Origin of the sequence: Streptomyces sp. NPDC051286 (assembly GCF_044455345.1) — a bacterium.
In the GTDB taxonomy this organism is placed as follows: domain Bacteria; phylum Actinomycetota; class Actinomycetes; order Streptomycetales; family Streptomycetaceae; genus Streptomyces.
In genome coordinates this window covers 132,594-157,858 of sequence record NZ_JBITER010000008.1, presented here as the reverse complement: position 1 = coordinate 157,858, position 25,265 = coordinate 132,594, and the positions used below count along the sequence as shown (strand labels likewise).

At 70.1% G+C, this 25,265-nt stretch carries 18 protein-coding genes; 12 read left to right on the top strand and 6 right to left on the bottom strand.

Going from position 1 to position 25,265, the window contains the following annotated elements:
* Positions 1-219: 219 nt before the first annotated feature.
* On the bottom strand, positions 220-1,290 hold the full coding sequence (locus tag ACIBB8_RS11190) for a PucR family transcriptional regulator (protein ID WP_398950760.1): 1,071 nt from the start codon (positions 1,288-1,290) through the stop codon (positions 220-222).
* Between the two features lie 302 nt (positions 1,291-1,592).
* Between ACIBB8_RS11190 and ACIBB8_RS11185 the strand changes: the two genes are divergently transcribed.
* The 4 genes from ACIBB8_RS11185 (at position 1,593) to ACIBB8_RS11170 (ending at position 11,800) form a co-directional block, all read left to right on the top strand.
* On the top strand, positions 1,593-2,252 hold the full coding sequence (locus ACIBB8_RS11185) for a hypothetical protein (RefSeq protein WP_398950757.1): 660 nt from the start codon (positions 1,593-1,595) through the stop codon (positions 2,250-2,252).
* 61 nt (positions 2,253-2,313) lie between these two features.
* Positions 2,314-4,428 (top strand): flotillin family protein, encoded by a 2,115-nt coding sequence (locus ACIBB8_RS11180; protein ID WP_398950755.1) that lies wholly within the window; start codon positions 2,314-2,316, stop codon positions 4,426-4,428.
* Positions 4,429-4,771: 343 nt separating this feature from the next.
* Entirely contained in the window at positions 4,772-9,766 is a 4,995-nt protein-coding gene (locus tag ACIBB8_RS11175; RefSeq protein WP_398950753.1) for a DNA repair ATPase, read from the top strand.
* A 39-nt stretch (positions 9,767-9,805) separates the two neighbouring features.
* On the top strand, positions 9,806-11,800 hold the full coding sequence (locus ACIBB8_RS11170; RefSeq protein WP_398950751.1) for an NAD-binding protein: 1,995 nt from the start codon (positions 9,806-9,808) through the stop codon (positions 11,798-11,800).
* A 10-nt stretch (positions 11,801-11,810) separates the two neighbouring features.
* Here ACIBB8_RS11170 and ACIBB8_RS11165 read toward each other — a convergent pair whose 3' ends face one another.
* Positions 11,811-12,608 (bottom strand): translation initiation factor IF-2, encoded by a 798-nt coding sequence (locus ACIBB8_RS11165; protein ID WP_398950749.1) that lies wholly within the window; start codon positions 12,606-12,608, stop codon positions 11,811-11,813.
* A 165-nt stretch (positions 12,609-12,773) separates the two neighbouring features.
* On the opposite strand from ACIBB8_RS11165, the gene ACIBB8_RS11160 reads away from it, so the two are divergent.
* On the top strand, positions 12,774-14,075 hold the full coding sequence (locus tag ACIBB8_RS11160; protein WP_398950747.1) for a sensor histidine kinase: 1,302 nt from the start codon (positions 12,774-12,776) through the stop codon (positions 14,073-14,075).
* Between the two features lie 11 nt (positions 14,076-14,086).
* Positions 14,087-14,743, top strand: a complete 657-nt coding sequence (locus tag ACIBB8_RS11155; RefSeq protein WP_398950896.1) for a response regulator — start codon at positions 14,087-14,089, stop codon at positions 14,741-14,743.
* Between the two features lie 948 nt (positions 14,744-15,691).
* On the opposite strand, the gene ACIBB8_RS11150 is transcribed toward ACIBB8_RS11155, so the two are convergent.
* Positions 15,692-16,969, bottom strand: a complete 1,278-nt coding sequence (locus tag ACIBB8_RS11150; RefSeq protein WP_398950745.1) for a hypothetical protein — start codon at positions 16,967-16,969, stop codon at positions 15,692-15,694.
* A 537-nt stretch (positions 16,970-17,506) separates the two neighbouring features.
* Between ACIBB8_RS11150 and ACIBB8_RS11145 the strand changes: the two genes are divergently transcribed.
* Together ACIBB8_RS11145 and ACIBB8_RS11140 are read left to right on the top strand one after the other, a co-directional pair.
* Positions 17,507-18,136, top strand: coding sequence for a tetratricopeptide repeat protein (locus ACIBB8_RS11145; protein ID WP_398950743.1), 630 nt, complete (start codon positions 17,507-17,509; stop codon positions 18,134-18,136).
* Entirely contained in the window at positions 18,133-19,407 is a 1,275-nt protein-coding gene (locus tag ACIBB8_RS11140) for a glycosyltransferase (RefSeq protein WP_398950741.1), read from the top strand. Before ACIBB8_RS11145 ends, ACIBB8_RS11140 begins: the two co-directional genes overlap by 4 nt.
* A 126-nt stretch (positions 19,408-19,533) precedes the next feature.
* Here ACIBB8_RS11140 and trpS read toward each other — a convergent pair whose 3' ends face one another.
* Both trpS and ACIBB8_RS11130 read right to left on the bottom strand, forming a co-directional pair.
* Positions 19,534-20,604 (bottom strand): tryptophan--tRNA ligase, encoded by a 1,071-nt coding sequence (gene trpS / locus ACIBB8_RS11135; RefSeq protein WP_398950739.1) that lies wholly within the window; start codon positions 20,602-20,604, stop codon positions 19,534-19,536.
* A gap of 272 nt (positions 20,605-20,876) precedes the next feature.
* On the bottom strand, positions 20,877-21,005 hold the full coding sequence (locus ACIBB8_RS11130) for a DUF6126 family protein (RefSeq protein WP_234432866.1): 129 nt from the start codon (positions 21,003-21,005) through the stop codon (positions 20,877-20,879).
* A gap of 168 nt (positions 21,006-21,173) precedes the next feature.
* Here ACIBB8_RS11130 and ACIBB8_RS11125 point away from each other — a divergent pair, with 168 nt between their 5' ends.
* From ACIBB8_RS11125 to ACIBB8_RS11115, 3 genes are all read left to right on the top strand, one after another.
* The gene (locus ACIBB8_RS11125) at positions 21,174-22,256 is read left to right on the top strand and encodes an LLM class flavin-dependent oxidoreductase (protein WP_037701859.1); all 1,083 of its coding nucleotides are present in this window, start codon (positions 21,174-21,176) and stop codon (positions 22,254-22,256) included.
* Between the two features lie 6 nt (positions 22,257-22,262).
* Positions 22,263-22,913 carry an FMN reductase gene (locus ACIBB8_RS11120; RefSeq protein ID WP_398950736.1) on the top strand — a complete coding sequence of 217 codons (651 nt, stop codon included), beginning with the start codon at positions 22,263-22,265 and terminating at the stop codon, positions 22,911-22,913.
* Between the two features lie 291 nt (positions 22,914-23,204).
* On the top strand, positions 23,205-23,627 hold the full coding sequence (locus tag ACIBB8_RS11115) for a universal stress protein (protein ID WP_358860868.1): 423 nt from the start codon (positions 23,205-23,207) through the stop codon (positions 23,625-23,627).
* A 207-nt stretch (positions 23,628-23,834) separates the two neighbouring features.
* Here the strand turns inward: ACIBB8_RS11115 and ACIBB8_RS11110 are convergent, their stop codons facing one another.
* A complete protein-coding gene (locus ACIBB8_RS11110; protein ID WP_398950734.1) occupies positions 23,835-24,236 on the bottom strand; it encodes a hypothetical protein in 402 nt (133 codons plus the stop codon).
* 118 nt (positions 24,237-24,354) lie between these two features.
* On the opposite strand from ACIBB8_RS11110, the gene ACIBB8_RS11105 reads away from it, so the two are divergent.
* Positions 24,355-25,242: a hypothetical protein gene (locus tag ACIBB8_RS11105; protein WP_398950732.1), complete on the top strand. Its 888-nt coding sequence runs from the start codon at positions 24,355-24,357 to the stop codon at positions 25,240-25,242.
* The last annotated feature ends 23 nt before the right edge of the window (positions 25,243-25,265 follow it).

Genomic DNA, 25,265 nt, shown 5'->3' with positions numbered 1-25,265 from the left:
AGGTCCGCATCCCCGCATGTGGGAAAGGGCTGCCCCGTCAGCCCCGGTGGTGGATCGGCCCGCGGCGTCGGATGCGGTGTATCGCAAGGCGCAGGGGCTTCCTCGTACGGGGCGTATCCGAGCGCTCCGACAGCGCGGCGAGGTGCCGCAGCTGTCGTCGTACGCCCATCAGGGACGGCAGGAACAGCCCTGAGGAGCTGCCCGGTCCCGGCTGGGCCGTCAGAGTTCCTTGGCGGGCCAGTCCAGCAGCCGGGCGCCGATCACCGCGGTCTGCAGCGTGTAGCGGTGCATCGGATCGGACGGGTCGGAGCCGGTCAGCTGATGAATGCGCTCCAGCCGGTAGGTGAGCGCCCGCACGCTCAACGCCAGTCGGCGGGCCGTCTCGGCGGCGACACAGCCCGCGTCGAAGTAGGCGGCGAGCGTCTTCAGCAAGGGTTCCGCGCCGCCTCGCGCCTTCTGGAGCGGGCCGAGCTCACTGCGCACCAGATCGGCCATCGCCTGCCGGTCCCGGGTCAGCACCGGGTAGACCAGCAGGTCGGCGGCGTACAGCACCGGATCCTCCAGGTCCATCCGGTCCGCCAGATCGAGCGCGTCGAGCGCCTCGTCGTACGACTGGACGACACCGCCCGGACCCCGGTGCGGGCGGCCGACCGCGACCATGCCGCCGTCCGTCGCCGCATGCGCCTGCTTGGCGAAATAGCGCAGGACGTCCGGCTGGGCGCCGGGGGCGATGCAGACCAGGCGCCCGTCCTTGGTCGTGAGGAGGATCTTCCGGCCGTCGAAGCGGGCGAGCAGCGCCGCCTCCACCATGCGGGGCACCGCGTCCGTTTCGGTGTACGCCTCCGGGCCCGTCGCCACCGCGACCGCGTGTGCGCGCGACAGCCGCAGCCCGAAGCGGGTGGCCCGCTCGGCGAGCCGGCCCAGGTCGCTGCGCCCGTACAGCAGGTCGTCGATGAACTCGCGGCGCGCCGCCTCCTCCCGCCGTACGGTGAGCCGCTGGGCGCGCTCGAACCCCTCGGCGAACGCGTCGACGGCCTGCTCGACCGCGGCCAGCACGCAGTCGGTGGACCCGGGGTGCGCGGCTGTGGCGTGCGGCCAGGCGACGCGGGTCGCCGCCAGATGGAGACCGACCAGGGCGCGCAGCTGGAATCCCGCCTCGGCCGCCTCCCGGCCCAGGGTGCGACGGGCGTCCAGCTCGTCGCGGGTCAGTCGGCGGCCGGTCGCCGCGACCTCCTCCAGGATGCGGGCGTACTCCCCCAGATACTCGTCGGGAATCTCCGGTTCCGACACGCCCATGCCTCCAGTTCTGATGCGTCACTGACACCCACTCACCACATATGAGCAGGTGTCGGTGCCCGGCATCAAGGACGTACAAAGATTGCCGGATTCCGGCAGTGCGATACGACGACGTCGGCTGTCATGATCTGACTCAGCACCAACCGGGGAAACACAGGGGAATACGGGGGATACGGGGACGGGGGGACGACTCGGTAGCCGCGGCGCCGCATGCAGGCGGAGCCACGGCTACCGAGTCACCGCCGGACGTCCCATCATCCACCGCGCCCCCACCGACAGGCAGGGGGAGTGGACCGATGCAGGAATTCCTGAGAGCCGCATCCTCCTTCCCCGCCGTCCTCTTCGGCGCCGCCCTGATCGTCGTCATCTGCTTCTGGCTGCTGGTCCTGGCGGGCGCGGCCGACCATCACTCCTTCGACGCCGACCTCGACACCGACCTGGCCGGGATCGGCGGTGTACCGGTCGCCGTCTCGGTGTCCGTGATGGTCGTCGTCGCCTGGTTCACCAGCCTGACCGGTTCCGTCCTGCTGCTCCGCAGCGCCGTCACCGGCACCGCCCGGGCCGCGCTCGCCTGTGCCGTGCTCGCCGGGGCGCTGCTGATCTCCTGGGCCGTGGTCCGGGTCCTCGTCAGCCGTTACCGGCGCCGCTTCCCGGCCGAACTCCCGCCGTCCCGGCAGGACTTCCTCGGCCGGGTCTGCACCGTCCGTACCGGCTCCGTCAGCTCCGACTTCGGCCAGGCCGAGGTCACGGCGGCCGACGGTTCGACCGCGATGGTGCAGGTCAGGCTGTTGCGGCAGACCGATGAGGCGGCGTTCACGGCAGGCAGTGCGGGGCTCCTGTACGCGTACGACGACGAGGGTGAGTTCTTCTGGGTCTCGCCGTACGACGTGACGCTCGACCCGGGACCGCCGAAGCCCCCACAGCCGCTGCCACGCACCCGACGCCGTACCCGCTGAGCTGCCCGCACCGCCGGGCACCCACACTTCTCACCTTCCTCACCAGCCGCCAAGGACTGTCATGGATGCCATCTCCCTGGGCTTCGGTGTGCTCGTCGCCGTGGTCCTGCTCATCGCGATCGCCCTGCTGCTCGTCATCGGCCGGCTCTTCCGCAAGGTCGAACAGGGCAAGGCCCTGATCATCTCCAAGACCAAGAAGGTCGACGTGACCTTCACCGGAGCCGTCGTCCTGCCGGTGCTGCACAAGGCCGAGTACATGGACATCTCGGTGAAGACGATCGAGCTGCGCCGCACCGGGCGCGAGGGCCTGATCTGCCAGGACAACATTCGCGCCGACATCCACATCAACTTCTTCGTACGGGTGAACAAGACCGTCGAGGACGTCATCAAGGTCGCCCAGTCCATCGGCACCGAGCGGGCCAGCGACAAGGCCGCCATCCAGGAGTTCTTCGCCGCGAAGTTCGCCGAGGCGCTCAAGACGGTGGGAAAGCAGCTGGACTTCGTCGATCTCTACACCAAACGCGAGGAGTTCCGGGACCGCATCATCCGGGTCATCGGCACCGACCTGAACGGCTACCACCTCGACGACGCGGCGATCGACCACCTGGAGCAGACGCCGATGGCGCAGCTCGACGGCGCCAACATCCTCGACGCGCAAGGCATTCGTAAGATCACCGAGCTGACGGCGATCGAGCACGTGCGCACCAACGAGTACCAGCGCACCGAGCAGAAGGAGATCACCCGGCAGAACGTCGACGCCCGCGAGACCATCCTGGAGCTGGAGCGCCGGCAGGCCGAGGCCGAGATCAAGCAGCGGCGCGAGGTCGAGACGCTGCGGGCCCGCGAGGAGGCGGCCACCGCCCGGGTCCAGGAGGAGGAACGGCTCGGCGCGCAGACCGCGTTCATCCGTACCGAGGAGCAGCTCGGCATCCAGCGCGAGAACCAGGCGCGGGAGATCGCCGTCGCGCAGAAGAACCGTGAGCGGGTCATCGCGGTGGAGAACGAGCGCATCGAGAAGGACCGGCTGATCGAGGTCATCGGACGCGAACGGCAGACCGAGCTGAACCGGATCGCCGCGACGAAGGAGGTCGAGGCCGAGCGCCGCGAGGTCGCCGATGTGATCCGGGAGCGGATCGCGGTGGACCGTACGGTCGCCGAGCAGGAGGAGTCCATCAAGACCCTGCGGGCGGTCGAGGAGTCGGAGCGCACCCGCAGGTCGGTGATCATCGCGGCCGAGGCGGAGGCCCAGGAGAAGCTGGTCAAGGACATCAAGGCGGCGGAGGCGGCCGAGGCGGCGGCCACGCACCGGGCGGCGGAACAGTTGACGCTCGCCGAGGCCCGGCTGAAGAGCGCGGACCTCGACGCCCGGGCCAAGCTGCGGCTCGCCGAAGGCGTCCAGGCGGAGTCCGCGGCTCCCGGACTTGCCGACGTGCAGGTACGGGAGGCGGCGGCCGATGTCATCGAGAAGACCGGTCTCGCCGAGGCCGGGGCCACGTCCGCCCGGCTCAAGGCCGAGGCCGAGGGTGCGCGGCTGAAGGCTCTCGCCACAGCCGAGGGCACGCAGGCGCAGGCCACGGCGGACGCCGCGATGATCGGCGAGAAGCTGAAGGCGGAGGCGGCCGGGCTCACGGAGAAGGCGGCCGCGATGGCGGCGCTGGACGACGCGTCGCGCGGGCACGAGGAGTACCGGCTGCGGCTCGCCGCCGAGAAGGAGATCCGGCTGGCCGGACTCGATGTGCAGCGGCAGGTCGCCGAGGCGCAGGCGACGGTTCTGGCCACCGGCCTGGAGAACGCGGACATCGACATCGTCGGCGGGGATTCGGTCTTCTTCGACCGGCTCGTCTCGTCCATCTCGCTCGGCAAGAGCGTGGACGGTTTCGTGGAGAACTCGGACACCGCGAAGGCACTCGCGGGCCCGTGGCTGAACGGGTCGTCGTCGTTCACGGACGACCTGACGCGGGTGCTCGGTTCGGTCTCGACGGGCGATGTGCAGAACCTGACGGTGTCGGCGCTGCTGATGCGGATGCTGGCGGCGCCGGGAGTGGGTGCGGATGCCGGACAGCTCCGCCAGCTCCTGGACTCGGCGCGGAAGCTCGGTCTGGCGGACCTGCCGGTCGGGGCACTGGCGGACGCCCCTGACGTACCCGCGTCGCGCAATGGGACGCCCGTGGCGTAGGTCCTGTCCTGCCGGTCTTCGTGGATCGGCCCGGGGCGTCCGGTGCGGTGCATCGCACGGCGGAGGATCGTCCTCGTACTGGACGTACGTGGGCGACTGACGACAACGCGGCGAGGTGCCGTGCCAGGCGTTCCGGGCCGACGAAAACAGGCAGGACAGGACCTGGGAGCCCCGGCGCCGGGCTGGCCGCTCTGTCCTCAGAGGCCGGACGGGCTCGAGTGGACTGCCACGTCAAGCCCGTCGAGGGGGTCCCCCCATGCCCTCAAGGCTATGGGGGAGTTCGAGGACACAGCGCGGCCGACGGCCGCACCACCCGACACACATCTCGCAGGGAGCCGTACGCATGGACACCGACCCCACCTCCACCGTGGACGCCGGCACCTACGACGTACTGCGGCGCCGCCTCACCACACAGGCCACCGAGCTCACCCACCGCGCCGAAGCACTCAACACCCGCCGCACCGAGGAGTTCGGTTCGACGCGGCTCCGTCTCCTGGCCACCGAGCGGATCCGTACGGAGCGCCCTTCCGTCCCCCGCGATCTCGTCGCTGTGGGCGGGCAGTTGCTGTTCGGCTTCGAGCGAGGACCAGGCGCACGCGGCGAAGCCGAGGTCGGGGACGTACTCACCCTCTACGGACCCGATCTGTCACCGGGCCGGGACGCTCTCCTCGCCGACGAGGCCTTCGTACGCGAGTTCACCACCCTGCACCGCTACTACCGCGACGCCCGCCTGCTCCGTCTCCGCCGCGTCGACGGGCGACTCCTCGCCGTGTTCCGTACCGGCGAGACCGCCGACGACATCCGCGTACTGCGCTGGGCGCTCACCCCGGACGGTTCCCCCGGTGCGTTCCTCGACGCGCGCGGCGACCGCGACCACGTCTTCCCGCCGTCGCACGACTTCACCTGGACCGCGGCGGGCCGCGAGTCGCACGTCCTCGGCCGCCACCCGCACATCGCGATCGGCAGCAGCGGCGCGCTCTTCGTCGACACGCTCGGCGGCACCCTGACCGTCAAGACGGCCGACGACACCGACACACCGCACGGGATCTACGAGGAGCCGGTCACCGAACCCCTCCAGTCCCTCGCCGACGCCGACGTCGAATACGCCGAGGTCGGCCCCCTGATCCTGCTGCGGATCCGCCCGTACAACGAGGACGCCTGGCGCCACCTGGTCTTCAACACGCTGCTCTCCACCGTGCAGCGCCTCGACGCCATCGGGCCCGCCTGCCACCGGCTGCCGGAGGACCAGGGGATCATCTTCCCCGGCGGCACGTACCTCACCACGGGCGCCACCAAGACCTTCGACCTCGCCGAGCCGCTCGCCGACCCGGTCTTCGAGGGGGCCGTCCGCTCCCCCAACGGCGAGGACGTCCTCTACCTCTTCCGCGCCCGGGACGGCGGCCGCGGCCTGCTCCTCCCCTACAACCTGATCCGTCAGGAGGTCGCCACCCCGCTGCTCTGCCGCGGCCACGCGCTGCTCGACGACGGCACCCTCGTCCTCCTCAAGGACACCGCGTCGGCCGAGCCGGCCCGTGTGCACACGGTGCAGCGCTGGCAGACCCCGTACGTCTCCGACACCCATGCCGCCTCCCGCCCGGCGGGGACGGGTCCGCTCGCCCGGGTCGGCAACGCCGATCTGGTACGCGGTATCTCCGACTGTCTCGCGCTGGCGAACAGCGCGACGCGGACCACGCCGACCACGGCCGTGTACGCCCGGCTCGTCGCCGACTGCACCCGCACCACGGACCACTACCACTGGCTCACCGACACCGAACTCGGCTCACTCAGTGCCCCGTTGACCGCCCTGCACGACACCGCGCAGCAGGTCCTCGCCGAGTTCGAGACGGTGCAGGAACTGACCCGGCAGGCCGCCGAGGCGCTCACCGGCGCGGCGGACCACCTCACCGCGCTCGTCCGCCGCATCCGTGGCGAAGCCCCGCGCTCGGCGGCCGCCTGGGTCTCCCAGCTCACCGAACTGCGCCGCGCGCACGGCCGCTTGGCGACGCTCGGCGAGATGCGGTACGCGGACACCGACCGGATCGCCGAGCTGACGGCGGCCACCGCCGCCGATCTCAGCTCCGCCGCCCAGCGCGCGGTCGCGTTCCTGAGCCGGGACGACGCGTTCACGGACTACCACCACGACATCGAGCAGCTCACCGCCGACGCGTCCGCGCTCGGCACCGTCGCCGACGCGACCGCGCTCGGCGACCGGCTGACCGAGATGACGGACGGGCTCGCGACGGTCACCGATGTCGTCGCCGGGCTCGACATCGGGGACGCGACCGTCCGCACATCGATCCTGGAACGGATCGCCGAGGTCCTCGGCGGTGTGAACCGGGCCCGGGCCACGCTCGACGCGCGCCGCCGCGAACTCCTCGATCACGAGGGGCGGGCGGAGTTCGCCGCCGAGTTCGCCCTGCTCGGGCAGGCGGTCACGGGTGCGCTGGCCGCCGCGGACTCCCCCGACGCGTGCGACGAACAACTGGCCCGGCTCCTGCTTCAGCTGGAGAACCTGGAGTCCCGGTTCGCCGAGTACGACGACTTCCTCGCCGAGCTGGCCGAGCGGCGGACCGAGGTGTATGAGGCGTTCTCGGCCCGTAAGCAGACGCTGCAGGACGACCGCGCCCGCCGCGCCGAACGGCTGGCGGACTCGGCGGCCCGGGTGCTGGAGACCGTCTCCCGGCGCCTGTCCGCCCTCCCGGACCTGGACGCCGTCCACACGTACTTCGCCTCCGATCCGATGGTCGCCAAGGTCCGGCGCACGGCGGACGAACTGCGCGGGCTCGGCGACCCGGTGCGGGCCGAGGAGCTCGACGGACGGCTGAAGGCGGCCCGCCAGGAGGCGGGGCGGGCCCTGCGCGACCGCAGCGAGCTGTACGCGGACGGCGGGGCGACGATCCGGCTCGGCCGGCACCGGTTCGCCGTGAACACCCAGCCGTTCGACCTGACGCTCGTGCCCTCCGGGGACCGGCTCGCGTTCGCCGTCACCGGAACCGACTACCGGGCTCCCGTCACCGACCCGGCGTTCGAGGCGACCCGACCGTACTGGGACCAGCTGCTGCCCTCGGAGTCGCCATCCGTCTACCGCGCCGAACACCTCGCAGCCCGCCTCCTGGACGAGCACGGCGCGGATGCGCTGGCCGCCCGCGAACCGGCCGACCTGGCGTTGCTCGTGCGGGAGTCGGCTGCGGACGCGTACGACGAGGGATATCAGCGCGGCGTCCACGACGAGGACGCCACCGCCATCCTGACCACGCTGCTGCGACTGCAGGCCGGTGCCGGCCTGCTGCGTGTCCCACCCTCCGTACGGGCGGCGGCGCAGCTCTTCTGGACGTACGACACGGACGACGCCCTCCGCGACTCCTGGACGCGCCGGGCCGCCTCCCTGGCCCGGGCCCGCGCGACGTTCGGCCTGGCACCCGCGATCACCGCGCTCCAGGAGGAATGGGCAACCCGGATCGGGACCGATGACGCGCACGCAGCCGCCGCGTACCTCTTCGAGGAGCTGACCTCGGGCCCCGCCGGGTTCGTCACGAGCGCGACCGCGCGCACCTTCCTGGACAAGTTCCGCCGCACGACCGGAACTTCGGCGTACGACGAGGATCTGGAGGCCCTTCGCGACGACCTCCCCGCGCGCCGCCAGCTCGTCGAGGGCTGGCTGACCTCCTACGCCTCCGCGAGCGGAACGGACCTCCCGAGCGGTGATCTCGCCGAGGCGGTCGCCGTCGAACTCTGCCCGGAGCCGCAGCTCACCCGCTACGACTGCGAGGCACCGCTCTCGGCGACCGTGGACGGCCTGCTGGGCACCCACCCGCTCATCGACCGTGGCCGGCTGGCCGTCCGCCTCGACGAACTCCTGCCCCGCACGCAGAAGTTCCGGGCGAGCACCGTACCCGGCTTCCGCGCCTACCAGCGAAGCCGCACCGCCCTCGTCACCGCCGAACGCGCCCGGCTGCGGCTCGACGACCACCGACCGCGCGTGATGTCCGCGTTCGTCCGCAATCAGCTCCTCGACGAGGTGTACCTGCCGCTGATCGGCGACAGCCTCGCCAAGCAGCTCGGCACGGCCGACGCAGACCGGCGCACCGACTCGCAGGGCCTCCTGCTGCTCGTCTCCCCGCCCGGCTACGGCAAGACGACACTCATGGAGTACGTCGCCGACCGGCTCGGCCTGGTCCTCGTCAAGATCAGCGGCCCGTCGCTCGGCCGCGACGTGACCTCCCTCGACCCCGCGCAGGCACGCAGCGCGACCGCCCGCCGGGAGATCGAAAAGATCAACTTCGCACTGGAGGCGGGCAACAACACACTCCTCTACCTGGACGACATCCAGCACACGTCACCCGAACTGCTCCAGAAGTTCATCCCCCTCTGTGACGCCACCCGCCGTATCGAGGGCGTCCGGGACGGCGAGCCGCGCAGCTACGACCTGCGGGGCAAGCGGTTCGCGGTATGCATGGCGGGCAACCCGTACACCGAGTCCGGCGAACAGTTCCGGATCCCGGACATGCTCGCGAACCGGGCCGACGTATGGAACCTGGGCGAGGTGCTGAGCGGCCGCGACGACGTCTTCGCGCTGAGCTTCATCGAGAACGCACTGACCGCCAATCCGGTGCTGGCCCCCCTGGCCGGCCGCTCCCGCGAAGACCTCGCGCTGCTCGTCCGCCTGGCCTCCGGCACGGCCCCTTCCCCAAGCTCTCAGCTCCGTTCGAGCGAGGGACAACCCATCGCACGCGCGGACCGCCTCGACCACCCGTACACCCCCGCCGAGCTGGACAGGATCACCGCGGTCCTGCGCCACCTCGTGACCGCCCGTGACACCGTTCTCGCCGTGAACGCCGCGTACATCGCCTCGGCCGCGCAGACCGACGCGACGCGCACCGAGCCGCCCTTCCGGCTGCAGGGCTCGTACCGCAACATGAACAAGATCGCCGAACGGATCGTGCCCGTGATGAACGACGCCGAACTGGCCGCCGTCATCGACGACCACTACACGGGCGAGGCCCAGACCCTCACCACGGGCGCCGAGTCCAACCTGCTGAAACTGGCGGCTCTGCGCGGCACCCTCACCGCCGAACAGGCGGACCGGTGGGCGGCGATCACCGCCTCGTACGTACGCACCCAGGCATCCGGCGGCCCGGGCAGCACCTCCCGGCCCGGTCCGAGCAGCGCAGACACCACCTCGCGGGCGGTCGCGGCACTGGCCCTGCTCTCCGACCGGATCGCGGCGGTCGAGGCGGCGATCGTCCTGGCGTCGGAGCCACGTCCACTGCTCGCGGGCCCGGAGCGGTCCCCCCGGCACGCGGCTCCGCGCACCCCCACGACACACGAAGATCACTGATCGGCCGGAATGACTCGAACACCCGGAGGTATGCACGGCATGCTGGGATTCGTGTCCACACTTCCCCAGCAGCCCCAACGCTCCCCCCTCAGCGCCCACATGGTCATCTGCGGCGACGACGCGCTCGCCCGGCGGCTGGCGGTGGAGCTGCGGTATGTCTACGGGGAGCGGGTCACCCTGCTTCTCCCGCCGGGGCGCGATCCGCGTCGGCCCGATCTGCCGCTGACCCAGCGCGGCCGGGCGGCAACGCTGTTCGGCCGGATGTCGGCGGCGATGAACCGCAACCTGGGCAACGGCGGCAACGGGACGACCGGCAGCTCCGACAGCGACACGAACGCCGGCGTCGAGGCGGTCCGCATCCTGGAGGCCGCGGAGCCGTCCGACGAAATCTTCGAGGAAGCGGGCGTGGAAACCGCCGCCGCACTCGCACTCGTCTACGACGACGACGAGCGCAACATCCGCGCCGCGCTGACCGCCCGTCGCCTCAACCCCCGCGTCCGGCTGGTCATCCGGCTCTACAACCGCAAGCTCGGGCAGTACCTGGAGAACCTTCTCGACCAGGCCGCCGCGGTCGCCGTCCCCGGACTCGACCCGACCGCGCTGGACGCGTCCACCACCGTCCTCTCCGACGCCGACACCGCCGCCCCGGCACTCGCCGCGACCGCGCTCACCGGTTCCAGCAAGGTCGTCCAGGCGGATGGCCTGCTCCTGCGGGCCGTCGAACGCACCCCGCCCCGGCCGGGCGAGGTCGCCGACCCCGGACTCTGCACGCTCGCCCTGCTCTCCTCCACCACCCATGACCCGGCGGGCACCGAAGGATCCGACAGCAGCGGCGCCGAAGGGCCCCAGCTCCTGCCCGATCACGAGCAGGTGGCCGCGGCGACCGGGCGCGGCACGGTGGTCCTGGAAGCCATCCGCGAGGCCGCACCGAACGGTCCGAGGCTGCGCGTGGGGGGCCGCAGTGCCCCGCTGAGCCAGATCTTCTCGCGCCGTCTGCGCTGGTCGGCGCTGGGAGTCGGCTCGGCGGTCCTGGCCCTCGCCGTCGCTTCCACCCTCACCACGGGCGACCACCCCCTGCACGCCGCGTACCTGACCCTGCTCGACCTCTTCGCGATGGGTGACCCGGCGATCGGCGACCGCACCGCGCGGCAGATCATCCAACTGCTCTCCGGGATCGCCGGCCTGATGCTGCTGCCGCTGCTGGTGGCGGGCGTCCTCGAAGCGTTCGGCTCCCTGCGTACGGCGTCGTCCCTGCGCCGCCCGCCGCGCGGACTCTCCGGCCATGTGGTGCTGCTGGGGCTCGGCAAGATCGGCACGAGGGTGCTGGTCCGGCTCCGCGAACTCGGCATCCCCGTGGTGTGCGTGGAGGACGACCCGGACGCGCGCGGTATCCCGGTGGCCCGGCGGCTGCACGTACCCGTCGTCCTCGGGGATGTCACCCAGGAGGGCGTCCTGGAAGCCGCGAAGATCCAGCGGTCCCGCGCCCTTCTCGCCCTGACCAGCATCGACACCACCAACCTGGAGGCGGCGCTCTACGCCCGCTCGGTCAAGCCCGATCTGCGGGTGGCCCTGCGCCTCTTCGACGACGAGTTCGCCACGGCCGTCTACCGCACCCTGCGCACCGCCCACCCGCAGGCCCTGACCCGCTCCCGGTCCGTCTCCCATCTGGCTGCCCCGTCCTTCGCCGTCGCAATGATGGGACGGCAGATCCTCGGCGCGATCCCGGTCGAGCGGAAGGTGATGCTGTTCGCCGCGATCGAGGTGGCGGGCCACCCGCAGCTGGAGGGCCGGACGGTCGAGCAGGCGTTCCGGGCGGGGGCATGGAGGGTGCTGGCCCTGGACGCGACCCCGCGCGAGGACCGCCACACCGGCCTGACAACCGTCGCACCCGCCTCCCCGGACCGTCCGTCGGGCCTGATCTGGAACCTGCATCCGGGGTACGTGCTGCGCGCCGAGGACCGTGTGGTGATCGCGGCCACCCGGCGCGGACTCGCGGAACTGCTCCGCAGGCGACGGGCAGTGACGCCGCGTTAGCGTCGTGGTGTCACGAGGTGCGTTGCCCGAGGCGTGACGGAAGGGAAGAGGAGTGCGCCCGACCTGCTTCGCCACCAACACCAGGAGCGGACGTCGGGCGAACGCGCCAGACGCGAGCCGGGGGGACGTTGGCCCAGACGATGCGTCCTGACACCCTGCCGCGCTGCCGGTACCCGGCGAGCACGGTCTCGACGGCTCGGTGACGGGCCGCTTCGCCGGCAGAGGCGACGAGTCTGCGGGCCGGCGCGGTACCCACGTACGCGAAGTACGTCAACGAACCGCCAGGGCGCAGCAGGTCGAAGTATCTGTCCATCAGTAAAGCCACCGTGTCCGGGACGAAATTGGTGAAGGGCAGGCCGGAGACAATGACGTCGTAGGACTGCCGTGTGTTCAGGTGCTCGATCCGCGTTTCGTGGATCCTGACCCGGACGCCGTCCTCGCTCCGCACCGGCACGACCGCCTCGCCGAGGCGGTCGTCCCGCGTCTGCGCGTGCGCCGTGTGTTCGTCCCGGCCCGGCCGGTATTCACGGACGACGTTCCGCAGGACGGCGGCGAAGCGCGGGTTCGCCTCGACCACGTCCAGCGTGCTTCCCGGGGCGAGCAGCGGCAGCAGACAGCGGGTGACGGGGCCGGTCCCTGCGCCCACCTCCAGTACATCCACGGGTTGTCCGGCCCGCTCGGTGACCGGTGCGGCGAGGGCGGCGGCGAGTCGGCGGCTGCTGGGTGCGACCGCGCCGGTGATACGGAAGCCTCGGGCGGCCTCGGTGACGAAGAGCCGGGTATCGGCGAAACGGGGCCATGAAGTCATACCAGTGACGCTAGGCAGCGGGCACTCTTCGGGAATCGGCCGTTGTGTTCGGGTGAACCGGTACGGACGTCGTCGCCGAGGCGCACGCGACCCCGACGAAAGTAGGGGGTGACTGCGACTCAAGACCGATGGGCCCCGGCCCCTTCGACTGACTACGATCGGCCGGTGGAACACAAATACCCCCACCGGGGTCCGGTGTGGATGGAGTGGTTGCTGGCCGGCGGGGTGCTGTTACTCGTCGCGCAGGGCCTGGCCAAAGCCCGCTTCGAGGTGCAACTGTTTTCCGTAGGACCGATTGTGGCTGTCGCCGCCGCACTGTTGCTGCCGCTTCGCTGGCGCAGCCCGCTCGCTGTGGTCCTTCTCGCCGGGGCGGCGCTGGGTGCGCAGGGCGCCTACGAACCCATGACCGTGATGGTTTTCCACCTGACCGCACAGGGCCGGGTGCGGGTGGCGGTGGCGGCGGGCGTGATCGCCGGTGCGCTGCCCTGGGTGTGCGCGCCGCCGCTCAGCGGAGGCGTGACGCCGAATTACGGCGCCGCACTGCTGTTCGCGCTGGCGCTGACGGCCGGGTTGTGGTGGCACAGCCGTCGTCGGCTCATCGATTCGCTGAGCGAACAGGTCGAACTCCGTGCCGAGCAGGCCAGGTCGGCGGAGCGGGCCCGGATCGCGGCCGAGATGCACGATGTGCTGGCCCATCGGCTGAGCCTGTTGGCGCTGCACACCGGGGTACTCGCACTGCGCGCGGAGTCGCTGCCGCCGCAGATCGGTGAGCGGATCGCACTGCTGCGCACCACCTCTGCCCAGGCGCTGGCCGATCTGCGGGACGTGCTGGGCGCCTTGCGTGCGGAGGACGATGCGGTGTGGGAGGCCGGCAGGAATCCCATGCAGAGCAAGGTGCCGGCTCCTGCGTTACGGAACCTGTCCGAACTGCTCGACGAGGTAAGGAGCATCGGTCAGGATGTCGCGGCCGAACTGACGGGGGAACCCGGTGCCGCACCCGCGACTCATCTCCTCGCGGTGCACCGGCTCGTTCAGGAAGGTCTCACCAACGCCCGTAAACACGCACCGGGCACGGCGGTGCGATTGCGGGTGCACTACGGCGCACCGGCCACAGAGGTGGAGTTGGTCAACTCGCCCCCCGCAGTGACCGCTTCACGGCCCGATGGAGGCGTGGGCCAAGGCTTCGGGCTGATCGGGCTGGCCGAACGGGTGGCCGGGCTTCACGGCTCTCTCGCCCACGGCCCGGAGCCGGATGGGGGATGGCGGCTCGCGGCGCGTCTGCCCATGAGTGCTCCGGACGGTGAGCCGAGCCGAAGAGCCTTCGAGGAGAACGGTACGACCCGCGCGGCTGGACCGGTCGGCGGACGAGCGGGCGGAACCGTCGGAAAAGGCGTAGCCAAGGCCATGTGCAAGGGTGTGGCGAAGAGGATCGGGATGCGGTCCGTGAATCGGAGCGGGCAGACATGAGCGGGGCTCGGATCATCAGCACGATGGTGGTGGACGACGACGCGCTGGTCCGGTTGGCCCTGACCGACCTACTGGCGACCGACGCCGGCATCGAGGTCGTCGCCCAGGCATCGGACGGCCTCCAGGCCGTGGAGGAGGCTGCCGCCCGTCGGGTGGACGTCGCCCTGATGGATGTGCGGATGCCGAAGCTGGACGGCATCGCGGCCATCACGCGACTGCGGAACCTGCCGCATGCCCCTCGCGTCATTACTCTGACCACCTTTGACCTGGACGAATATGTGTACGAGGCATTGGCGGCGGGCGCCGACGGGTTTCTGCTCAAGGACTCGGACCCTGCGGAGATCCTGCGGGCCGTACATGTCGTGGCCGCCGGCTCGGCGATGCTGCATCCGTCCGCCGCACGTCGGCTGATCGACCGCTACCATCGCGGCGCCCGGCCGGGGACCTCGGCTGTGCGCAGACGGGTGGGCCGGCTGACGCCGCGCGAGCGCGATGTCCTGGCCTTGCTCGCGGAGGGGGCAACCAACTCGGAGATCGCCGGGGGGCTGCGGATGAGCGAGAGCACGGTGAAAGCTCATGTCAGTCGCATCCTGACGACACTGGAAGTCGGAAATCGCGTCCAGGCGGCACTGGCCGCCCGGGACGCCGGTCTGACGCGTGACGCGTGACGCGTGGGGCTCGCCGCGTTGCGTGGCGAAGCGAACCGAGTGACGTGACGAAAGCACGGCCGACTGGGGCCCGGCATCAGATCCCGTCCCCGGGCCGAGACGGGTGTGCCGCCCCGCTCACGCCGGAGGCCGGATTTCTGGGTCTGCGCCGGGGCCTCGCCCACGAATTCGGGCCGCGCGGAGTATGTGTCAACACAGTGCTCCCCGGACAAATCCTCGTAGACATGTCGCCGCGGACAAAGGTGTGCCTGGATGCCGAACCACCGGCGCGACGTTTCCCTCGACACTCGAATAAGTAATGTTGCCAAACCATGACTCTCCATCCGCTTTTCATTCTGCGATGGCCAGGAGTCAGCGGAATACCGATCACCAGCACACCCGATAACCAGTTCCGACCCCAAAGCCTTTCGACAATGACGACCGACGGACCTCCGACTGCACGGCCCAGCCGCCCCCCTGACCGACCGTCGACAATTGGACCTTCTTGGCATTCCTGACGAGTTCAATTCATCGGACCGTCAGAACATTCGATCCGGATAGTGCACCAACCTTCGCTCGCCGCAGCCGAGTTCACCCTCCAAAAGAAGAGATGCAGCGGATTCTCTCTCCACCGACCGGGGCCCATATTTCCGATTTCCCAGCCGATACGGCGAAAGTGGATCACTGCACGGCGAGTTGGCATCGCACACAACACAGTGAGTGCATACTCAAACCATCCAACAAGCCAACGCGACATACCGGCGCGCGCTCACGCATTTGCGCATGCCTGCGTATTCGCTTTCAGCTCTGCAGGAAGGCTCCGGTGTGAAACGTCAGTCGCTTCGCAGATCTTGGGTCCAAACCGTCACAATGCTTTCCGCGGCGGGGACACTTGGCCTGATCGTCAACGTAGCTTCGTCGGCGGCCGCCATGGCCGACGTAACCGAGAAGCCCGCAATCGATTACGCACTAGGAGTGCCAGGCCCGAATGGAGCCGTGAGCGCCGATCCGGGTTCCCGCACCCTGCCGACGGCCTATCGCGACGATGACGACGCTTGGGAGTGGTGGGACGGCGGCAGCACTCACAGGAACCGAGGCCCGCAGGGCTTCCAGGGCGAACCCGGCGCACGGGGCCCGCAGGGACGTCCGGGCAACACGGGCGCACGGGGCCCGCAAGGACGCCCGGGCGACTCGCGCGGACAGGGCCCACGAGGACGCCCGGGCCCCCAGGGCGAAACCGGAGCCACCGGACCCCAAGGCAACCAGGGCTTCCAAGGCGACACCGGAGCCACCGGACCCCAGGGCGACCAAGGCGACCAGGGCTTCCAGGGCGACACCGGCGCCACCGGACCCCAGGGCGACCAAGGCGACCAGGGCCTCCCCGGGATCCAGGGCAACCAAGGCCTCCAGGGCGAAACCGGAGCCACCGGACCCCAAGGCCTCCAAGGCGACCAGGGCCTCCAGGGCATCCCCGGCGACACCGGAGCCACAGGCCCTCAGGGCAACCAGGGCTTCCAAGGCGACCAGGGCACCCCCGGGATCCAGGGCAACCAAGGCCTCCAAGGCGAAACCGGAGCCACCGGACCCCAAGGCAACCAAGGCGACCAGGGCCTCCAGGGCATCCCCGGCGACACCGGAGCCACAGGACCCCAGGGCTTCCAAGGCGACACCGGAGCCACCGGACCCCAGGGCGACACCGGAGCCACCGGACCCCAGGGCCTCCAAGGCCTCCAAGGCCTCCAAGGCGACACCGGAGCCACCGGACCCCAAGGCAACCAAGGCCTCCAGGGCAACCAGGGCCTCCAGGGCATCCCCGGCGACACCGGAGCCACAGGACCCCAGGGCAACCAGGGCTTCCAAGGCGACCAGGGCACCCCCGGGATCCAGGGCAACCAAGGCCTCCAGGGCGAAACCGGAGCCACCGGACCCCAGGGCCTCCAAGGCCTCCAAGGCGACACCGGAGCCACCGGGCCTCAAGGCAACCAAGGCCTCCAGGGCGACCAGGGCCTCCAGGGCATCCCCGGCGACACCGGAGCCACAGGACCCCAAGGCAACCAAGGCCTCCAAGGCGACCAGGGCACCCCCGGGATCCAGGGCAACCAAGGCCTCCAAGGCGACACCGGAGCCACCGGACCCCAGGGCCTCCAAGGCCTCCAAGGCGACACCGGAGCCACCGGACCCCAAGGCAACCAAGGCTTCCAGGGCATCCCCGGTATCCAGGGCAACCAGGGCAACCAGGGATTCCAAGGCAACACTGGAGTCGCAGGCCCCCAGGGCCTCCAGGGCAACACCGGAGCCGCAGGCCCCCAAGGCTTCCAAGGCCACCAGGGCTTCCAAGGCGACACCGGAGCCACAGGACCCCAAGGCCTCCAGGGCATCCAGGGCAACACCGGAACCCAGGGGCCCCAGGGCGGGAGCTCCGGGGCGCTGAGCGAGGTCGTCACGGGTACTTCCGCAACAGGCAACGTCGTTGTGTCGTGCCCCGCCGGCAAATTCGCCGTGAGCGGCGGCTACGACCACCCGGCGACAGGCACCCACAAAATCATCCACAACGCTCCCGTCGGCTCTCCGGCCACTGGCTGGCAGGTAACCGAGGACAGCGCGACATCTGTCACCGGATACGTGGTCTGCGCGCCATAAACCCCCGGGCCGCGAGCCCCGGCCGGCCGGGGCTCGCGGCCCACTGAGCGACGAAGCCCTCAGGGGCGCCGTCCGCACAGCTACCCCGAACGTGGCCCCGCCGGCCGACTCAGCCGTAGGACCGAACCGATGAGGTAAAACCCCGTGAAAAAGCGGATGGGACTGTGGACCGGACTCGCAGCAGCGGTCGTCGCCGCCAACGTGGCGGCCGGTTGGGTTCACCTGTCCACAGGGGTCTCCAGGACTACACCCAGGGCTGGATCGGGGCCCGCGGCCGGGCTTGCCCCCAAGGTGGGGAGACTGCTCCAAGCAGGCATCAAGCAGGGCGGGAACAAGGATTTCTCTGGAGCGACAAGGAGCTTCAGACAGGTCCTGGACCTGGATCCCGCCAACAAACTCGCCTGGTACAACCTCGGCGTCGTCGCCCAGCACGACAACAGGACGGCCGACGCCCGCGCGGCTTACGACAAGGCGCTCAAGATCGATCCGGATTTCGAATCGGCGCTCTACAACAAGGCGATCCTGATCGGGACGAGCGACACCGATCAGGCGATCGAGATCCTGCGGCACATCGTGGGCGCCAACCCGAAGGCCGCCACGGCCTATCTGCACCTTGGACAGGCCCTGACCAAGAAGGGCCGTGACGGCGAGGCCGAGGACGCCTTCGGCCTCGCCGTCCGCGCCGACCCTTCCCTCCGACAGCTCGTCCCGGAACAGTTCCGGAATCCCACGAGCCCAGCACCGACAGCCACTCAGGGAGGTACCAAAAGATGACTTCTCTCCCGACCCCGAAGTTCTCTGTCTTCACCCCCAGCCATCGACCGCGCTTCCTGGACGAATGCCTCGCGGCCCTTCAGGCGCAGACCCGCTCCGACTGGGAGTGGATCGTGCTCCTCAACAACGGCGCGCGGTGGCGGCCCGAACAGCCCGATGACCGTGTCCGGGTGGAGATCTCGGACGACCTCGCGGGCGTCGGAGCGGCCAAGCGCCGCGCCTGCGAGCTGGCACGCGGAGAGATCCTCGTCGAACTCGACCACGACGACCTGCTGGCGAAGGACTGCCTGGCGGAACTGTCGAAGGCTTTCGACGAGCATCCCGACGTCGTCTTCGTCTACAGCCATACCGCTCAGATCACCGAGGACGGAGGCCGGGACGACTCACGGTTCAACGAGGCGCACGGCTGGCAGTACGAGGAGGTGGATGTCGACGGCCGTCAGCTCCTGCAGGCCGTCTCCATGGCACCGACGCCGCACAACGTCTCGTACATCTGGTACGCCCCCAACCATGTGCGGGCGTTCCGTAAGGACGCGTACGAGCAGGTCGGTGGGTACGACGCCACGCGCACAGTGCTGGACGACCAGGACTTGATGTGCCGTCTCTTCCAGGTGGGGGAATTCCACTTGATCCCTCGCTGCCTGTATCTGCAGCGGCAGCACCCTCACAACACCCAGCGCGATACCGAAATCAACGCGCACATCCAGCGCGAGACGGTCGCCCTGTATGACAAATACGTGGAGGTCAACGCGCTTGCCTGGACCAAGCGGCGCGGGCTCCTCGCGCTGGACCTCGGCGCCGCGCACCGCAAGCCGCCCGGCTACCTGGGAGTGGACCAGTACCCGAGGGACGGCGTCGACATCGTCGCGACACTGCCCGGGCCGCTGGACCTCCCTGACGACTCGGTCGGCCTGCTCCGGGCGGTGGACTTCCTGGAGCACGTGCCTGCGAAGATCCCGCTGATCAACGAGCTGTACCGGCTGCTGGCACCGGGCGGCATGCTTCTTACCCGGACTCCCAGTTCCGACGGCCGGGGCGCCTACCAGGACCCGACACATGTCGCCTATTACAACGAGAACTCGTTCTGGTACTACACCGACGACCAGTACCGCGCCTTCGTACCGGAAATCCAGGCCCGGTTCCAACGGTCACGGTTGGTCACCTACTTCCCTACTGACTGGCACTCCAGGAACAACATCTCTTACGTGCAGGCCAATCTGATCGCGATGAAGGACGGCGCCGAGCGGTGCGGCGGTCTCCTGCTGGTGTGATGCCTTCCACCGGGAGCGTGGACGCCCCGTCATGCGGCGGAGGCCGGCCCAGCCGGCCTCCGCTCGTGGGTGCGGGAGCGGCATGGCCCAGGCCCGGCCTGGCTGCCCCGACCTGGCCGCAATCCGCTACAACACGCCCCCCATCACCCCCCGCACCTCCGCCAGCGTGGCCTCGGCGACGGCATTGGCTCGCTCGTTGCCGGTCCGCAGGACCGACCGTACGTATGCCATGTCCTGCGCGTACTCCGCCCGCCGCGCACGCACCGGCGCCAGCCGCTCGTTGACAGCCTCTGTCACGGTCCGCTTGAGCACGGCGCCACCGCCGTCTCCGATCTCCTCGGCGACCTCGTGCGGGTCGCGGTCGAGGCAGAGCGCGGCGAGGAGTACGAGCCCCGACACTTCGGGCCGGGTCTCCGGTTCGTACGTGATGTGCCGGTCGGTGTCCGTCTTCGCCCCGCGGATCAGCCGGGCGGTCTCGTCGGCGGTGGCGCCGAGCGCGATCGAATTGCTCCGGCTCTTGCTCATCTTGCCGCCGTCGGTGCCGAGCAGGAGGGGCGCGGCGGAGAGCAGGGCGTCCGGCTCCGGAAAGACCTTCCCGTACCGCTCGTTGAAGCGGCGGGCGACGCTCCGGGTCACTTCGAGGTGCGGCAGCTGGTCCTGTCCGACGGGGACGAGGTTGCCCTTGCAGAACAGGATGTCGGCGGCCTGATGCACGGGATACGTGAACATCAGCCCGCTGACGGCGGACTGCCGGGAGTGCGCGATCTCATCCTTGACCGTGGGATTACGGTTCAGCTCGGCAACGGAGACGAGGCTGAGGAACGGCAGCATCAGCTGGTTCAGCGCGGGCACGGCGCTGTGGTTGAAGATCGTGGTGCGGGCCGGGTCGATACCGATGGCCAGGTAGTCCAGCAGCATCCCCTCCATGTGCTCGGTGAGCCGGTCGGCGACGTCCCGGTCGGTGAGCACCTGGTAGTCGGCGATGATCACGAAGACGTCCACGCCGAGGTCCTGCAGCCGGACACGGTTGTGGAGGGTTCCGAAGTAGTGCCCGAGGTGCAGCGCCCCGGTGGGCCGGTCCCCGGTCATCACCCGGAACCGCCCGGGATCCTGCTGGATCTGCTGCTCCAGCTCCGCACTGCGGCGCTGGGCGGGGGTGGTGTCGGCTGCGGTGACGGGTGCGGCGGCGATGGTCATGATCTCTCCTCGCGGTGCTGGTTGCGTGGAGGACGGCCCGCCAGGAGCGGCATCCGTACCCGTGCGAGGGCGCAGAAGAGGGCCGTCCGTATCGAACGGCCCTGGTTCCGTGCAGATGAGGCGGCCGCTCCTAAGTGGAGCGCCACCAGTTTCGGCACGGTACGGAAGTCATGGGCCGAGTGTAACGCGGTCAGGCTCCGCCCACCCGGCTTTGGCGGAGCGGAAATCACGCGAGGACCCCACGGCCGTCGGAGTTCCGCCCGGCGGGCGGCTCACTTGTGGGCGTGCTCGCCCACGTAGAACAGCAGGTAGACGAAGCCCGCGAAGAGATGCGTGGCGAAGACGTAGACGAAGACGCGCAGCGCGACGCCGCGCTCCTTCCAGCTCTCGCTCTCGCTCACGGGCCCAGCCTCCTTCGTGCCGTCGCGTTCCCGGCTTGTCTCGCCGTCCAGAGTACGCACCGCCGGGACTCCGCTCCGACGGCGGAATAGGCAGAAGGGGTGCCCCGTTGTAGGGTGTGACGCAAGTAGTTCAAAGTTCAACCATCACCCCTCACGGAGGCGGGCGCCATGGAGTTCGGGATCTTCACCGTCGGAGACGTCACCACCGACCCCACGACCGGCAGGACGCCGACCGAGCACGAGCGGATCAAGGCGACCCTCGCGATCGCCCTGAAGGCCGAGGAAGTGGGCCTGGACGTCTTCGCGACCGGCGAGCACCACAACCCGCCGTTCGTCCCGTCCTCGCCGACCACCACGCTCGGCTACATCGCCGCCCGCACCGAGAACCTGATCCTGTCGACATCCACGACGCTGATCACCACCAATGACCCGGTGAAGATCGCCGAGGACTACGCGACGCTGCAGCACCTCGCGGACGGCCGGGTCGACCTGATGATGGGGCGCGGCAACACCGGGCCGGTCTACCCGTGGTTCGGCAAGGACATCCGCCAGGGCATCCCGCTCGCCATCGAGAACTACGCCCTGCTGCACAAGCTGTGGCGGGAGGACGTCGTCGACTGGGAGGGCAGGTTCCGTACACCCCTGCAGTCCTTCACCGCGACCCCGCGCCCGCTGGACGGCGTCCCGCCGTTCGTCTGGCACGGTTCCATCCGCTCCCCGGAGATCGCGGAGCAGGCCGCGTACTACGGCGACGGGTTCTTCCACAACAACATCTTCTGGCCGATCGAGCACACCAAGAAGATGGTGGACCTCTACCGGCAGCGGTACGCGCACTACGGCCACGGCACCGCCGAGCAGGCCATCGTCGGCCTCGGCGGCCAGGTGTTCATGCGGAAGAACTCGCAGGACGCGGTACGGGAGTTCCGCCCGTACTTCGACAACGCGCCGGTCTACGGGCACGGGCCCTCCCTGGAGGACTTCTCGCAGCAGACGCCGCTGACCGTCGGCTCCCCGCAGGAGGTCATCGAACGGACCCTGTCGTTCCGTGACGCCGTCGGCGACTACCAGCGCCAGCTGTTCCTGATGGACCACGCGGGACTCCCGCTGAAGACGGTCCTGGAGCAGCTCGACATCCTCGGCGAGGAGGTCGTCCCGGTGCTGCGCAAGGAGTTCGCCAACATGCGGCCGGCCGGAGTGCCGGAATCCGCCCCCGTCCACCCGGCCGTCGCCGCCCGCACGAAGGAGATCTGACCCACCATGCAGAACGAGGCTCTGAAGATCGTCGCCGTGTCCGCCGGGCTGAGCCAGCCGTCGTCGACCCGGCTGCTGGCCGACCGGCTGGCGGCCGCCGCCCGGGAGCGGCTGGCCGCCGAGCAGGACCGGCCGGTGGAGGTCCGGGTGATCGAGCTCCGCGATCTGGCCGTCGACATCGCGAACCACCTGGTGACGGGGTTCCCGCCGCGGGCGCTGAGCGAGGCGATCGGCACGGTGACCGCGGCGGACGGCCTGATAGCCGTGTCGCCGGTCTTCACCGCCTCGTACAGCGGACTGTTCAAGTCGTTCTTCGACCTGATCGACAACACGGCGCTGACCGGCAAGCCCGTCCTCATCGCGGCGACCGGCGGCACCGGCCGGCACTCGCTCGTCCTGGAGCACGCGATGCGGCCCCTCTTCGCCTACCTGCGAGCCACCGTCGTACCGACGTCCGTGTACGCCGCGTCGGAGGACTGGGGCTCGTCCGGTGACGAGTACACCGAGGGGCTGCCGTCCCGGATCCGGCGCGCGGGCGGCGAACTCGCGGGGATGATCGCGGGCGGCCGGGCGGTCTCCGGGGCGTCCAAGGCACTGGGGCTCGACGACGAGGTGGTGCCGTTCGAGCAGCAACTCGCCGACCTGCGGCTGGACTGACCTGCCGCTGCCCGAGCGGGGCGGACCCACCCGGAGGGCTTCTGCCCGGTTTGATTACAGTGACCCGTAAAGATGCGCCGTGAGGTGTATCACGCAGATGTGAGCTGAGAGGAGCTCACGAAATGGGAGTCCGATCAGCTCGCGGCGTCTGGTGCGTGCGATCGCAAGGCGCCGGAAGGTCCTCGTAGCGGAGCTACTAGGGCATTTCGGCAACGCAGCGAGCGTGCGTGCCAGGCGTCGCGAGCCGGGCGCCCATTCTGTGAGCTCCTCCAAACCGACCTGGAGGCAGAGATGGGCAGGATCGTAGTGGGCGTGGACGGCTCCGAGTCGTCGATCAAGGCGCTGCACTGGGCCGTACGCCAGGCCGAGCTGACCGGGGACTCGGTGGAAGCCGTCAACAGTTGGGAGTACCCCGCGACGAGCTGGGCGTCCATGATGCCGGGTATGCCGGAGGACTTCGATCCCCAGGCCCTGGCGACCGTCTCGCTCACCGAGGCGCTGGAGGAGGCCCTCGGCGCCGAGGGCGCGGCCGCGGTCAGCAAGATCGTGGTGATCGGCAACCCGGCACAGGCCCTGCTGGACCGCGCGAAGGGCGCGAACCTGCTGGTCGTCGGGGCACGCGGATACAGCGGCTTCAAGGCAACCCTGCTCGGCTCGGTCAGCCTCCATGTCACCCAGCACGCGCCGTGCCCGGTGACGGTCGTCCGCGACTGACCGAGTGAACTCGACAAACGAAAAGAAGGAGGGGCGGTCCCGTTCGGGGCCGCCCCTCCTTGAATCCGCGGCGTCCTTCGCGCGCGCCTCGCGTTACACCGCTGACCTCCTCGTACCGGACGGTCCCGCCCGGACCCGCCGACGCCGGGGCTTCCCCCGCGGAGCAGGTCCAGGATGAAGAAAGAAAGAAGGAGACGGGGCGCGGCGTCAGTCCTCCGTCACGTGGAACACGTAGAACGCGCACACCCACATGCCGAATCCGGTCGCCAGGGCCAGGATGGTGGACGCGAGCACGCTCTTGTCGGACAGGCTGTACAGGAAGCCGACCGCACCGCCGAACAGCGCGCCGTACGCGGTGGCCTTGGTTCCTGTGGGCAGTCGCTTCTGTACCCGGCCGAGGCCGTAGCAGAGCGCCGCCAGCACGGCGCCGGTGATCAGACCGAGCGCGAGCTGTGTGCCGGTGAGCACGCCGCCGCCGCGCACGATGGACGTCGCCCACCAGCCCCCGATCACGCCCAGGGCGACGGGCATGGCCCAGCTGAGTGTGCTGGGGCGGTGGGTGCGCGCCCGCGCGCGGCGGCGCGTCGGCACCGAGGCGTGTGTCGTCATGGCTGAAAGCTCCTTCCTTCACCCCGTTCCCTCCAGAGCACACCCGGCCGTGGGGCCCGGCAACTCGAATGGGGTACCGCCCGGAGCGCACCGCCGCTGTCCGGGATTCCCTTGAGGGGTGCGGACCTCTCTCTCGGTGGCGTTGTCGACGGTACTGGTTGGGCTGCTCGCCGTCCTCGTCCCGCTGAGTGCTCTGGCCGCCTGGGTCGATCTGGAGATCGACAACACGGACCGGTACGTCGCCGCGGTGGAGCCGCTCGCCTCCGACCCCGATGTGCAGGCCATCGTGGCCGGTCTGATCACTGACGAGGCGATGAAGAAGATCGAAGCCGGGCCGCTCCAGGACACGGTGCGGGGCTTCCTGTACGAGGCGGTGCAGTCGTTCACCACCACCGATGCCTTCCGTACCGCTTGGGACGCCGCCAACCGCACCGCCCACAAGGCGGTCACCGCCGCGCTGAACGGGAAGACCGGCGAGGCAGTGACCATCGATCTGGCGGCGGTGACGGAGCGGGTCAAACAGAATCTGCTGGACAACGGGGTGCCGTTCGCCGACCGGATCCCGGTCCAGCACACCGAGATCACGCTGATCTCCGCCGACCGCGCCGACCATCTGCGCCACACCTTCCGCCTGCTCCGGACCGGCAGCATCTGGCCCACCGTCGGGACCGTGCTGTTCGCTCTCGCGGCCGTGGCCGTCGCGGCGGTGCGCGGCCGGCCGGGACGCCGGGGCGCCGCCCTCGCCGCACTGACGGCCACGGCGCTCGTCGGGCTCGGATTCGCCCTCGGCGCGCTGGTGCTGCGCGCACTGATCGCGATGGCCCGGAACCGGGTGTCGGCCGGGGTGCCGGGCAGCGACCACGACGCGGTGGCAGCGGTGTACGACGCGCTGACGGCTTCGCTCCGTACGACGGTGTGGATCGTCCTCGGTACGGGGCTGGCGGTGGCGCTGTGTGCGCTGGCCGCACGGGTGTGGGCGGGCCGGGGATCCGCCGCACGGGCGTGATCCGGCCCGCCTCGCCGGCGCCT